The organism is Undibacterium hunanense, assembly GCF_014284335.1.
In the GTDB taxonomy this organism is placed as follows: Bacteria; Pseudomonadota; Gammaproteobacteria; order Burkholderiales; family Burkholderiaceae_D; genus Undibacterium; species Undibacterium hunanense.
The window spans coordinates 247,101-259,539 of the sequence record NZ_JACOGF010000003.1 but is presented as its reverse complement, the minus strand read 5'-3'; the positions used below and the strand labels follow the sequence as shown (position 1 = coordinate 259,539).

The 12,439-nt window shown below is 49.5% G+C and carries 13 protein-coding genes; 3 read left to right on the top strand and 10 right to left on the bottom strand.

What is annotated here, in order from left to right; genetic code table 11:
* Positions 1 to 54 precede the first annotated feature (54 nt).
* From H8L32_RS07240 to H8L32_RS07200, 9 genes are all read right to left on the bottom strand, one after another.
* Positions 55 to 759, bottom strand: coding sequence for a CIS tube protein (locus H8L32_RS07240; RefSeq protein ID WP_186946495.1), 705 nt, complete (start codon positions 757 to 759; stop codon positions 55 to 57).
* 2 nt (positions 760 to 761) lie between these two features.
* Positions 762 to 926 carry a DUF5908 family protein gene (locus H8L32_RS07235; protein ID WP_186946494.1) on the bottom strand — a complete coding sequence of 55 codons (165 nt, stop codon included), beginning with the start codon at positions 924 to 926 and terminating at the stop codon, positions 762 to 764.
* 14 nt (positions 927 to 940) lie between these two features.
* On the bottom strand, positions 941 to 1,432 hold the full coding sequence (locus tag H8L32_RS07230; RefSeq protein WP_186946493.1) for a phage tail protein: 492 nt from the start codon (positions 1,430 to 1,432) through the stop codon (positions 941 to 943).
* A gap of 13 nt (positions 1,433 to 1,445) precedes the next feature.
* Positions 1,446 to 1,904 (bottom strand): phage tail protein, encoded by a 459-nt coding sequence (locus H8L32_RS07225; RefSeq protein WP_186946492.1) that lies wholly within the window; start codon positions 1,902 to 1,904, stop codon positions 1,446 to 1,448.
* Between the two features lie 89 nt (positions 1,905 to 1,993).
* Complete coding sequence (locus tag H8L32_RS07220) at positions 1,994 to 3,529, bottom strand: phage tail sheath family protein (RefSeq protein WP_186946491.1); 1,536 nt, start codon at positions 3,527 to 3,529, stop codon at positions 1,994 to 1,996.
* A 17-nt stretch (positions 3,530 to 3,546) separates the two neighbouring features.
* Positions 3,547 to 4,056, bottom strand: a complete 510-nt coding sequence (locus H8L32_RS07215) for a hypothetical protein (protein WP_222619264.1) — start codon at positions 4,054 to 4,056, stop codon at positions 3,547 to 3,549.
* 388 nt (positions 4,057 to 4,444) lie between these two features.
* Positions 4,445 to 5,020 (bottom strand): DUF4255 domain-containing protein, encoded by a 576-nt coding sequence (locus H8L32_RS07210; RefSeq protein ID WP_186946489.1) that lies wholly within the window; start codon positions 5,018 to 5,020, stop codon positions 4,445 to 4,447.
* Between the two features lie 391 nt (positions 5,021 to 5,411).
* Positions 5,412 to 6,008, bottom strand: a complete 597-nt coding sequence (locus H8L32_RS07205; RefSeq protein WP_186946488.1) for a class I SAM-dependent methyltransferase — start codon at positions 6,006 to 6,008, stop codon at positions 5,412 to 5,414.
* Between the two features lie 185 nt (positions 6,009 to 6,193).
* Entirely contained in the window at positions 6,194 to 6,427 is a 234-nt protein-coding gene (locus H8L32_RS07200) for a hypothetical protein (RefSeq protein ID WP_230412107.1), read from the bottom strand.
* Positions 6,428 to 7,252: 825 nt separating this feature from the next.
* Between H8L32_RS07200 and H8L32_RS07195 the strand changes: the two genes are divergently transcribed.
* Complete coding sequence (locus tag H8L32_RS07195; protein WP_186946487.1) at positions 7,253 to 7,588, top strand: helix-turn-helix domain-containing protein; 336 nt, start codon at positions 7,253 to 7,255, stop codon at positions 7,586 to 7,588.
* Between the two features lie 242 nt (positions 7,589 to 7,830).
* On the opposite strand, the gene H8L32_RS07190 is transcribed toward H8L32_RS07195, so the two are convergent.
* Positions 7,831 to 8,886: an AraC family transcriptional regulator gene (locus tag H8L32_RS07190; protein WP_186946486.1), complete on the bottom strand. Its 1,056-nt coding sequence runs from the start codon at positions 8,884 to 8,886 to the stop codon at positions 7,831 to 7,833.
* A gap of 236 nt (positions 8,887 to 9,122) precedes the next feature.
* Here H8L32_RS07190 and H8L32_RS07185 point away from each other — a divergent pair, with 236 nt between their 5' ends.
* The gene (locus H8L32_RS07185; RefSeq protein ID WP_186946485.1) at positions 9,123 to 10,733 is read left to right on the top strand and encodes an FAD-binding oxidoreductase; all 1,611 of its coding nucleotides are present in this window, start codon (positions 9,123 to 9,125) and stop codon (positions 10,731 to 10,733) included.
* Positions 10,730 to 12,418 carry a glycerol-3-phosphate dehydrogenase/oxidase gene (locus tag H8L32_RS07180; protein WP_186946484.1) on the top strand — a complete coding sequence of 563 codons (1,689 nt, stop codon included), beginning with the start codon at positions 10,730 to 10,732 and terminating at the stop codon, positions 12,416 to 12,418. Before H8L32_RS07185 ends, H8L32_RS07180 begins: the two co-directional genes overlap by 4 nt.
* The last annotated feature ends 21 nt before the right edge of the window (positions 12,419 to 12,439 follow it).

Sequence of the window (12,439 nt, the reverse complement as noted above, 5' to 3'; positions counted from 1 at the left end):
CTGCTTTCTTTTCTTGAAAAATCATTTCAGCGTATCTGCTTAGACAGGCTTACGCTATGAAAGCGGAGGAAAACGTAATTTCATTCCAGGCTGCAAGGTTCTGAAACAGGTCAGGCGGTTGATGCGGGCTACTTCCTGGTAATACGAACAATCGCGATAAATTTTGTAGCATAAAAGGGGCAGGGTATCGCCCGCCTTGACTTCTACCAGATGCGTCAGGTCGGGAGAGTTGAGCTTGGTCTCCTTGACGATTTCGGCGGCACTGGTGTATTCGATAAACGTCAGCGTGACCTTGGCGCGCAGCGGTTCACCGCTGGGTTTGAACAGGGTGTAGTCAAATTTCAAACCTTCAACACGGCCATAGAAAATCAGCATTCCCCATACCACCTGCACTATGGGGGCCTCATGCTTGGAGCCGACATAGGTGTACACGGTGTTGCGCAAGGCATCAATCTGCTGGATGACGGTCTGGGTCGTGCCAGGTACGGCACCTGTCCCGTCCAGTACCATTTCTTTCAGGGTCAGTTTTTCAGGCTGACTGGCAGAGAATTTTGTTTCATTTCCAGGTTGACCCAAGGCCTGATTTTTTGAATACCGGATCGTAAAATCATGACCATACCCGGACGGATTCATCAGAGCCGTAAACGCAGTACGGCTGCTGTCTACGCTGATGGTTCCCTCAGTGGAGACCGTACAGGGGGATATGGTCAGCAGGGTTTTTTGTCCTGACGCGGAAGCGGCTGGTGCTGGCAGTGGCATAATCAGCGCTCCCCGCGTTCACGTAACAGGGATGCAATCAATTGTTTGCATTCAAGCAGAATTTCGTCTTTCAGTACCTGTTTTTCCTGGAGATTGATTTCTGTATCCCGGGTTTCACGCTGCACGATGGTGGATTTGATCAGCAGTTGTTTGATTTCGATTGACATATCATGCTCCTGATCTATTTGGTGCGTTGTGAATAGGTATAACTGAATGTGATTTTCTCGATTGCGACATCATTTTTGGTAGAACTAAAGCTTTCCACATCCCACTTGATCGGATAGGCACCAAAGAACTCCCAGGTTCTGAGTACTTCGGTTGCTGTTGTACTGCCGGGTGCCATAGTGTTACTTTTAAGATTGACAATGATCGTTTGAGGAACGATCAATTGCATGAATTCACCCTCCAGTACCGCCTTGCACCAGACCACCAGCGGTGACTGAAGGGTGGCAATCCCGCGTTTGAGCTCCAGATTGCCGTGTTTCATCTTTAACGGCAACTGATGCACAAAGCGGTTTTCACCACCTTCCACCACTGATTCAGTTTCAATTTCTGTGCCAATTCCCGACACTTCGCTGAACGAAGTATCGGGAACCTGGATACCATTACCAATCGTTACTGAAAAGTAGAACGCTGGCGGTGGATACCCATTATCAAAAAAGTCATTGGTCATTAATCATTGACCATTAAGCATTCTTGATGGTCAGGCCTTCGTGCACGATTTCTATGGTTTCTATCGCCACTTCATTGCCTTCTGACTTCAGGTCTGTGCTGGTGATCTTGGTTGGCCAGGCATTGCTCAGTTCCCAGATCATCGTGTCTTTACCTTTTTCATCCAGCAGGCTGATCGTCACACTGATACGCTCAATGGTGTTGAGCTTGATCTTGTCCAGCCAATCCCAGAACTTGTTGTCACCCTTGAAGACGCCTTTTTTCATGGTGATATTGCTGTATTTCTTCATGCCGGGCATTTTGACTACTGAAAATATCGGGCTGTTTCCGGAACGATATTTGATCTCTTCGGATTGCACATCCAGACCAGATACTTCCTGAAACGCCATTTCATTCTTGCCCCACATTACCTTGAAATAGAATTTCGGCATGGGCCATACTGTTGCCGATTGCGTTTTTCCGTCATCTGCCATAATTTGCCTCTATCTTGTATAAATAAATAAAATTAAATGTAACCAGGGCAAGCTTTTGCCTACCGTGGTGCCATATCAAAAACACCGGATCAGGATTTTTGCATTTGTTGCTGGAACGTGATTTCAATAAATTCGGCAGGACGGCTGAGTGCAACCAGCACGGTAATGCGCATGATGCCTTCCAGGATATCTTCCGGTGTCATGGTTTCACCCAGGCCGACATGGACACTGAATGCATCTTCCGGACTCGCACCAGCCAGACCACCGCGTTTCCATATGCCATTCAGGAAATTGCTGATCATGCTTTTCATGGTGACCCAGGTGCCAGACACATTGGGTTCAAATACAAAAGCTTTGCTGGCCAGACGTACCGATTCTTCCAGCATGATCATGGTGCGGCGTACGTTGATATAGCGCCAGTCGAGACTATTGCCATCCAGTGTACGTGCGCCCCACACCAGTGTGCCTTCGCCTATGAATGGGCGGATGGCATTGATGGATTTGCCGGAAGTTGTGACGTTCAGGTCTTCCTGTTCGTCATGGGTCACATTGACGGCAGGTGCCACGACTTCATTCAGACTGACGTTGGCTGGTGCTTTCCAGACGCCGCGAGAATTGTCCACCAACGTGTAGATACCGGCCATGGCGCCAGAAGGTGGCAGCAAGTTCAGTTTTTTCTTGATCGTCAACAGGATATTGCCATAGCCAGGGCTGACCACGAACAGCGTTTTATGCAGTTCTTCATGGGACAGATAGTCAGGCTTGCTAGGGTCGCCTTCGACGCCGACCTTGGCGATGACAGCCAGGATGCTATCTTTCTTGTCTTGGGCCAATGGGCTTTGATTGACTTCGGCAGTCAGAATTTCCTTGAACTTGGCGACGTCAGTCAGGTTGTTGTAATCGAGATCCGATGTCTGGACGATCGATGTATCAATCCACGGATAATATGCTGCGCCGAAATTGAGGAAGTTGGTGCCGAGGGCATTACGGAATTTGGCGATGCAGTCACCGGCCGCAGGGTCTTTGCGGTCGCGGTAGCCGTTGTATACGTCGAGGATGGAAAAACGGTTTTTCATCTGGCTGCCGCAATGCATGAGGCTGGCCTGTTGCAAGGCGATGCAGTCTGCTTCAGCCAGGGACACGGCGTCCGGGATGACGACCATGGTTGGCTCCTGCTCTTTGAGCAGCTTATCAATACCGCCAGCCAGTTTCGGTTTTTCTATGCTTTGGCCATATGTGCCGACAGAGACGATATAGCAGGCACCGCCGCCGTTTTTGAAAAACAGCATCATGCTGTAGTACAGGAAGTAACGCGGATCTTTTTCGGCCAGCACATATTCGCTCTTGCCAATTTTGAAGTCGCTTACAGGTGTAGGCTTGCCTTCTTCCTTGGCTGGCAAGTCCGTAATGTCGAACAGATCTTTGGGTCTGTATCCATAATATTCATGGAATTCAGACATCGAGGTAATGCGCCACGGTTTGTCTGCCAACGAAGTGCCTTTGTTGTCTGCTTTCTCGGTATAGCCGATGAAGGCAGGAACTGCGGTAGCAACTTCAACTACCGAGTTGGGAAAGGCGTTTTTCTCAACGATATAGACACCGGGTGTTTTATACGCGCCAGCCATATGTGTTCCTTTGAAAATTATTGATGAATATAAATTTCCGCAACGAGCAGATTTTGCCCATCCGGACCTCTTTCTTTGCCAATTTTGTTAACACTTGCGTTTGGCAGTCGCTTGATCAAAACCTTTCCCGCCATACCAGCTTCCCGCAATTGAAACTGTTGCACCGGCCTGTACTGCATGGGGATTGCCGTTTGTGAGATCAAGGCAAAACCTGAGTCTGTGGCAGTTTGCGTTGAGGCTTCAAAAACGATGCCGGTCTGTCCTTCATTTGCATCCAGATCCACTATTTGCATTTTTTTCCTGGCTAATGAACCAGTAAAAAAATACTTCCAGCGTATCGTTTTGGATTTCAGGTGAATTGCATAGCACCTGGAAATCCGGTCTTTCTGTACTGCCTGGTTTAAAACTTCTGCTTCTGATAAAAAGATATTGATAGAAAATTGTGCTGCCTTGAATTGAAAGCCCTCATGTCGTCGTACCGTTTCCGGTCGGGAAGAGGTGGGTATGGCGCTTGCCTGTAATTTCACGAGAGCTGCATCCTGTGCCAGCCCTTCATTACTAAAGCACAGCGGCGGGGTAATGGGCCAATCGGTATAGAAAGAGAGTTGAGGGTCATCGCAACGGACTTCATAGCTGAAGCACAAGGCCTTGTCTTCTGCATTGCGTGCCAGTACGGCATCCCGGGTGTCTGCGACATGAAGGTCTTGCACGGTATCTGGCGAAGGACTGGCTGCGTCTGACTCACGCCACATTTCCAGACCTTTATCAACCGGGCGCAACAATAGACAATACTGCTTCTCCAGTTCTGCGCATTGAGGCGTCGGCGTAAAACGCCAGTTGGCACCGGGGGTGCCAGCAAAGAAATCATGCTCAATGACAATAGAGAACAGGGGAACAAAGCGCGCCATACGTCACCTAGCCCGCAACTTGATTCTTGGTGTCAATAATGACAGGTACCTGCCCTATGACTGCGGTGGCATCCATACTGATCATGCGTACTTTGTAGAATACCGATGGCAGATAGCGGCCGCCGAGCAGACTCCAGAGATTATTCAGATCAGGGATTTTCAGATTTTCGATATCCAGAATCAGTTTTTCTATCCTGGTATCCAGGCCGGGGCTGTTATGCTGGTCGAAGACAGCATGCTGCTGGAAAAAACTGACTGCATTGGAAATGGTCTTTAGTGCTTCAGCATAATTGCCGCCACCAAAATTCGCTGCCATCATCAAGTACAGATTCAGATACAGAGGAGTGCTGTGAACCAGCAGTCGTTCATCGTTGCTACGCTGAGGCAAGCCAGTACGGTAGGGAAGGGTATCTTTTTCAATGTTAACCAGCATCAGCACCAGCTTGTTGCTGGCATGCGGGGCGACACTGCCGTCAAGTTCAACCAGATTGGATACCACTACCAGGTCTTCAACCGAGTGATAATTGTTTCTGAAGTGTTGATTTAACTGCCCTGCCAAATGACTGATTGCTGCATTGATCATTGCTTAATCCTGCGTCACAAACTTTTTTTGTTCAGCCGCTCGACTAGAAACGGATGTCGCGAAATGCCATAATTTTATTGTAAAAATCTATTACAAATAATACATACAAGAGTAACATGTTACTTAATTTACGCACAACAGATAATTATTCGTTTTTTTTATTACTGATGTGGCAATTTTGCCTCATGACATCTTGTCGCTTTAATGGCGAAACTGTATAGAAGTGGTCGGACCAAAATCCGGAAGTGGTCAATTTTTCAGCCAGATTTGATGCATCTGGGCAAATTGAAATGCTGATATTGCTTGTGGGAAATTAATTGATGCCAATTACCCGAATGCCTGGTGATTCAGGCGGCTGCGAATCCTTGGGATAGGCTAGACAGGTTCTGGCTTATTTGTGCATTAATATAGTAAAGTCGTCGGGCAAATAGCCTGTGATCAATTCAGCTTGCGGATCCAGCTTGCGGCAGTAAGTCAGTACCTCATCCTTGATGTAGCCGCATAGCATTTCGTCCTGTCCAAATACTTCTGCATCCAGCAAATTAAACGCCACACCCTTGCCGGCAATTTTCCACATCTGTGAAATGATCTGCCAGGGATGTAGCACATTTTCAGAGCGATAATTCAGGCTGCCTGAGGCAATGACAATATCAACTTCGGGCAGGCCCGTGGTCAGAAAATCAGACTGGAAGAATTGTGTATTGGGAAGATGTCCCAGACGTTCCTGTGCTGCTTCGACGAATTCCTTGAGGAAATCCACGCCCAGGTAAATGAAGTTATCGTAGCGCGCATCCAGGAATGGTTTCAGGTCGCCGTAGCCACAACCAAGGTCGAGAATGGAGCAGCCCGAAAAATTACCCCAGGTACATAAGGTTTCGAAACGTTTGGTCTGGCTGTCCGGCCCACGAAACCCCATGGCCTGCAGGTTGCTGCCACCCAGGCGATGTTTGTGAAAGGCTTGTACGCTTGCTTTTTCCAAAAGTTTCATTGCTCAGCACCAGCAGTTGAAAAGTGATACTGATTTTAATCCATAAGCCGTGACGATAACGCGCGTAAAAGTGTTATTTAGTAAATAAAAAAGCGAAGGTTCCAGTATTTTCTGGACCTTCGCCAGTAAGTCGGGCACGCATCAGCTGGATGGTATTCAGGGCAGGGTTGCCATGGATAGAGCATCTATGCGGCAATTTTATGTTCAGCCCAATGATAGGCCATTGCTGCACTTGGTATGCCGACTGAATTGGTGTTTTCCGAAGACATGGTGATATGGCGTAAATATTCGCCGGCAGCCTGTCTTTGGCGTAACTCATCTGCAAATTTCAAGGCGGCAACCATGTCGCCTGATTGAAATTCCTTGCATTGAGACATTTTTATTTGGTTGTGGATTTCTATCCAGAATACAGCAAACATGTTTACCTCCCTTCATTAAGATAAAAAGCAATAGAAGCAGGGATGGAATACCCCTGAACTCCTGAATATACTGACTTGCCAGCCTGCATTTGCCTGGTCGCCAGCCCCGGCATCAAATCCCGGGAAATAAGTAATAACGTCGATGAAAGTGTTTCCGTGATCATTAAATGCTGATCACGACCGCTTACGCGGGTTTCCGTGCTGAGTCTGCTCAACGATGTCAGGCAGACGGTAAAACAAAAAAGCCCGAAGCTTTTAAGGGCATCCGGGCTTTTCAGCTTGGGGTAAGAGGGAGCTTGGTTTTAGCTTGCTCCCGCTACCTGAAGGTCTTCCCTTCGGATGCGGCTATATGGTGTTGAATACGTTTTAAAACTGACTGACTGGGATCGCGTATTGTTACTGTTATTGTGTTTGCTATGGCGGTTAATGCGCGTATTCAGTTTGTTAATAATGTTTGCAATGCTACGGTCTGTCATGGCGGCGGCAGCGACGGTTCCTGCTACTGCTGTATTGACTGTTAGTGTTGACGGCAAGGCGCACGCTGACACGAAGCCCTGCGCTGTTGGGCGCACGCTTTGTTTCAGTTGTGAGAGCCAGGTTGTCTTCACTATTAATCCTTAAAAAATTAGCGGCTGATTGCCGTAAATGCCTTGTGTATTTGAACCGTTTATGCTTACTACATTTGATGATTTGATCTTGCCATAGCTAAGAAAAAAAATCTAGCTTGTCATGGTGAAATAGTGGTATTCAATGTTGTATTTATGCGGCATCCGCAAAATGCATGCAAGTCCTGTATCATCGCAGCCGTCGAAGTGAGGTTCGATTATGCCCAATATATATACTGACACACCAGATTCATCCGCCCCGCATCAGCGTATCAAGGCCGAAATGCGCATTCGCGAATTGATGGCGGAAAACAAGATCCGCTCGGTGTCTGCCCTGCATCGCCTGTTGATCGCCAAACGCGTCACTGTCTCGCATTCGCAGTTGCTGCGTATCGTTGATAACAAGGCAGAACACTGGAAGGTGGAATTCATAGAAGCTTTTGCCGAACTGTTTAACTGTTCGGTACAGCAACTGTTCAAGTTTGAACTGGTAAAACCGGACGACGACTATCGTACACCGCCTGACGATGGGGCAAGCCAGGTATCAGTAGACTGACATCAATATCTGAAACCCCTGATCGTGTAAGTGCAATCTATATTCTCGCCTGAATTGCCGATATTTCTGAACCGGATGTTCAATTCATGCAGCCGTCATAAAAAAAGGATATAGTACTCATAGCTGCTGTACATGCAACCGATATGCATGATGGCAGTGAGGTGGGCCTTGTTCGCATTCAAACGGACAAGCCACCGTCCAGACAAATAAAACGTGGGAACATAAAATGTTTCCACGTTTTTTTATTTGTACAAGGCATGCTGGTCACGAAAACTGCCGGGGCTGGTGCCTGTCCATTCTTTGAAAGCATGATTGAAGGTGCTTTGTTCCTGATACCCAAGCAGGAAGGCGATATCAGTCAGACTATATTCCGATGTGCGCAGATAATCTTCTGCCAGTTCCTGACGACTGCGATCAAGCAATTGTTGAAAGCTGACACCGGCATCGCTAAGTTTACGTTGCAGGGTGCGTTGACTGAGTGCCAGTTCTTGAGCAATCAGCGGCAATCTTGCCTGATCCTGCGCCAGTTTGCTGGCAATGGCGGCACGCACCAGTGCAATGATGCCATTTTCATTCTGTAATCGTTGTTTTTCCCTAAGCAATTGTTCAGCATGTTGCTGCAATACCGGATACATGCTGATATCTGCATTGGGTACCTGCCAGTTCAGCAAAGCAGTCGGGAAGCGGGCGCAATTCAAGTCAGTGCCAAAATGCACGTCTGGTCCGAACAGCCTATGGTGTTCATCCAGTTTGTCTGGTGCGGCATGCATAAAAAGAACCGGGACAAAAGGCAGGGGGGTACCGGCAAACCAGTTGCCAAAAACCCGGATGCCGGCAAAAACGCTCTCGACCAGATGTCTGCTGGCCGCGGGAAAATGGTTATGCCATTGGTATTCTGTCAGGTCACCATCCGTGACCAGGCTCGAACGTCCCAGATCATGTGCCAGGCTTTCGTAGCGCATGGTGTGCTGAAAGGCTAGTCCAAAGTCCTTGCAGCTCATGAGTATCATGCCGTATACATTATAGGTGCCCAGCTTGACCCGTTCACCTGTGTGCAGGCCAAAATTCAGGTCACCACTGATTAGCGCTGCAGCATCCAGTAATTTTACATAATCTGCAGCAGCAATGGATTCACGCAACTGCGTCAGCGCATTCTCGCGCATGCCAGCCTGTATCGCCAGGTTGTGCAGGCACAAACCATACTCCCCGGCCAAATCCAGCAAAGGTTGCAGATAGGCTGCGGCCACCCGTCCCGATGAGGTATTGCCCAGATGTATGGTGCTGGCGTGATTTGGCATATTAAAACAAAACCTCTGTCATGAACGCACAAGACATCCCTAGGATGTCTGCTTAAGCTGGAACCAGTGCAGGCAACAGTGCAACAAGTATACCAAGGACTTACAAAAAAACGCCCCGGCTGCGTTGCAGCTCCTGATCGTACATTCCGTACCTTAGTACCGTCTTCGTTGCCACGCCTTGCCAGGCTAAATTTGCGTAAATCCTGAATAATTGAAACTTAAACGAAAGAATAAAAATGCGACGTTGGAATGGCTGGGGAGATGACAGTATCACATTTGCCCTGAATGCAGATGCGCTGGAGTTCTTGCGTGAACGTATAGGCGTGGGTGTGGCACCGGCCGATGCGGAGCTGAGTCAGATCTGCCAGCAACTGCCGGCAAGCAGACTGACCGCACATGCCCTGATCGATACCAGTCCAGAGACCCGCCTGCGACATAGCAGTGGACAAAGCGTGCCGGACTGGCTAAAAATGCGTTACGGCAAGATACAGACCTTCCCCGATGGCGTCGCTTATCCGGAAAGCATTGAAGAATTACGTACGCTGCTCGATTATGCCGGTCAGCGCAATATCGCGTTGATCCCCTATGGCGGTGGCACTAGTGTGGTGGGGCATCTGCAAGTGATTGCGAGTGATCAGCCGGTACTGAGTGTGGATATGTCGCGCTTGTGTGGCCTGCTTGATCTGGATAAAGAAGCGCAACTGGCGCGCTTTGGCGCGGGTACTTTCGGTCCTGATATTGAGGCGCAACTGCGCGCTCAGGGGTACACCCTGGGCCATTTTCCGCAGTCATTTGAATATTCAACCCTGGGCGGCTGGGTCGTTACCCGTTCTTCGGGGCAGCAATCGCTGGGATATGGCCGTATAGAAAACCTGTTTGCCGGTGGCAGAGTGGAAACGCCACAAGGGCGGCTGGATATCCGGCCATTTCCTGCATCGGCAGCCGGGCCGGATCTGCGCGAAATCCTGCTGGGTTCTGAAGGACGCATGGGGATATTGACTGAAGCCACGGTACGCATACGCCCCTTACCTGCATGCGAAGAATTTCATGCCGTATTCTTTCATGACTGGGATGCAGCACAGGCTGCCATCAGGGCCATTGTCCAGGCTGAACCTGGTTTGTCCATGCTGCGTTTGTCGAATGCAACCGAGACACTCACCAGCCTGACACTGGCAGGCCATAAAAAAATGATAGGCGTGCTGGAAAGTTATTTACGCTTGCGAGGCTGCGGATCAGAAAAATGCCTGTTATTGCTGGGTGCCAGTGGTGATGGCAGGCATGTACGGCATGCCATCAGATCATCGCTGAAAATCGCGCGAGGCTGGCAAGGTATTCATGTCGGTCGCTACATGGGTGAAAAATGGAAGCAGGGGCGTTTCAAGAATGTCTACCTGCGTAATAGCCTGTGGGAGCAGGGCTATGTCGTAGACACGGTAGAAACTGCCTGCGATTGGTCTAAAGTCAAAGGCATGATGCTGGGTATGGAACAGACCGGCAAGGACATCATGAGCAGCGAAGACGAAAAGCTGCATGTGTATACCCATTTATCCCATTTGTATGCGCAAGGAGCGAGTGTCTATACCACCTTCGTCTATCGCTTGAGTGGTGATTTTGATCGTGATATGGCGCGCTGGTACAAACTTAAATCTGCCATTTCCCGATTCATCGTGAGCCATGGAGGCACCATCAGCCACCAGCACGGTGTCGGTTACGATCATGCACCTTATCTTGCGGTAGAAAAAGGAGAGCTTGGCATGAGCAGTCTGCATCATCTGTACCGGCATTTTGATCCGAAGGGCATCATGAATCCCGGTAAATTATTGCCAGCAGAAGGCAGCTTGCGATGAAGGCCGAAAACAGCAAACAAGGCTTTCAATCCAATCAGGTCGCAGACTTGTTGTGCCAGGACTGGGATGTGCTGGTAATAGGCGGAGGCATTACCGGTGCTGGCATTTTACTGGAAGCGGCACGACGTGGCTGGAAAGTCTTGCTGGTAGAGCAAAGGGATTTTGCCTGGGGCACGTCCAGTCGCTCATCCAAGCTGGTGCACGGTGGGCTACGTTATATGCAACAGGGGAAATTTGGTCTGACATTGGATTCTGTCCATGAAAGGCAGCGCTTGCTGGAATCAGTCGCAGGTCTGGTGGATCCGCAGAGTTTTGCTTTTGGCGACTATAAGGGACGCAAACCGGGGCGCTGGCTGTTTTCTTTTGGTTTGGCTATTTATGACTGGATGGCTGGCAGGCAAGGGCAAAAGCAGACTCGCCGCTATCATCGGGCACAAGACTTCCTGATGCTGGCCCCGCATATTGATCGCCGCAATTTGCTGGGTGGTTTATGCTACCAGGACGCCAAAACCGACGATGCACGTCTGGTATTTCGGGTCTTGCAGGAAGCTGGAGCAAATGCTGGTCAGGCGCTGAACTATGTGGGCGTTGATCGCATCCTGTACCGTGATGGATTGGCATATGGCGCATCATTGATCGATGCACGCAACAAACAGCGCTACGAGATACAGGCAAAAGTCATTATTAATGCGACGGGAGCCTGGGCCGAAAAATTGTGCTCGCAGTCCATATCATTGCAGTCCACATCATTGCAGGTGCATGAGCAGGAGCCGCAACAGCAACAAGTTGCGCAACACAAGTTACGCCCTCTGCGCGGCAGTCATTTGTTGCTGCCCGCCTGGCGTTTGCCGGTGGCGCAAGCTGTCAGTTTTATGCACCCGCGTGATGGCCGGCCGGTATTTGCCTATCCCTGGGAAGGTGTTAGCCTCGTTGGCACCACCGATGTGGATCATCATACCGATTTGCAGACCGAGGCCAGCATTACCGCAGAAGAAGTTGACTATCTGATGGAAGCGCTGGATTTTCAGTTCCCGCAATTGCAGATCAGGCGAAGCGATATTATTTCTTGTTACGCCGGTGTACGCCCTGTGATTGATAGTGGCAAGGCAGATCCGTCGAAAGAAGGGCGTGACCATGCCATATGGCTGGAAAATGGATTACTGACAGTCACTGGCGGCAAGCTGACAACCTTTCGCCTGATTGCACTGGATGTCATGAAGCAAATAGCGTCCTTGCTTCCGGTACCGGCATCCGCCATCAATGACGACAGCTTGTTTAAACCGGCTGACGACTTGTCTGGCGATGCACGACTGGATCATGCGAGGAGAACGCGCCTGCAAGGACATTACGGTACTCTGGCTGCCGCCGTGCTGGCAGCAGCAAGGGAAGGGGAGCTGAACTACCTGCCCGGCACACTGACCATGTGGGTAGAGTTACGCTGGGCTGCCCGGCATGAAGCTGTGCAGCATCTGGAAGACCTGCTGTTGCGCAGAACCCGTATTGGCCTGCTGCTACGGCATGGTGGACTGGCCTTGTTGCCGCGTATCAAACTGATCTGTCAGACTGAACTGGGATGGAATGATGCATATTGGGAACTCGAACAGGCAGCTTACTTACAGTTGTGGAACAGGTATCACGCCTTGCCCGGTGACCTTAATCCTGAATCACAGGCGGCATGGGCATAATACAATACATGACAATATTTA

Excerpts from the sequence above, each read along its gene's own strand:
- H8L32_RS07240 (WP_186946495.1), bottom strand. The coding sequence starts at position 759 with ATGCCACTGCCAGCACCAGCCGCTTCCGCGTCAGGACAAAAAACCCTG.
- H8L32_RS07235 (WP_186946494.1), bottom strand. The coding sequence starts at position 926 with ATGTCAATCGAAATCAAACAACTGCTGATCAAATCCACCATCGTGCAG.
- H8L32_RS07230 (WP_186946493.1), bottom strand. The coding sequence starts at position 1,432 with ATGACCAATGACTTTTTTGATAATGGGTATCCACCGCCAGCGTTCTAC.
- H8L32_RS07225 (WP_186946492.1), bottom strand. The coding sequence starts at position 1,904 with ATGGCAGATGACGGAAAAACGCAATCGGCAACAGTATGGCCCATGCCG.
- H8L32_RS07220 (WP_186946491.1), bottom strand. The coding sequence starts at position 3,529 with ATGGCTGGCGCGTATAAAACACCCGGTGTCTATATCGTTGAGAAAAAC.
- H8L32_RS07210 (WP_186946489.1), bottom strand. The coding sequence starts at position 5,020 with ATGATCAATGCAGCAATCAGTCATTTGGCAGGGCAGTTAAATCAACAC.
- H8L32_RS07205 (WP_186946488.1), bottom strand. The coding sequence starts at position 6,008 with ATGAAACTTTTGGAAAAAGCAAGCGTACAAGCCTTTCACAAACATCGC.
- H8L32_RS07200 (WP_230412107.1), bottom strand. The coding sequence starts at position 6,427 with ATGTTTGCTGTATTCTGGATAGAAATCCACAACCAAATAAAAATGTCT.
- H8L32_RS07195 (WP_186946487.1), top strand. The coding sequence starts at position 7,253 with ATGCCCAATATATATACTGACACACCAGATTCATCCGCCCCGCATCAG.
- H8L32_RS07190 (WP_186946486.1), bottom strand. The coding sequence starts at position 8,886 with ATGCCAAATCACGCCAGCACCATACATCTGGGCAATACCTCATCGGGA.
- H8L32_RS07185 (WP_186946485.1), top strand. The coding sequence starts at position 9,123 with ATGCGACGTTGGAATGGCTGGGGAGATGACAGTATCACATTTGCCCTG.
- H8L32_RS07180 (WP_186946484.1), top strand. The coding sequence starts at position 10,730 with ATGAAGGCCGAAAACAGCAAACAAGGCTTTCAATCCAATCAGGTCGCA.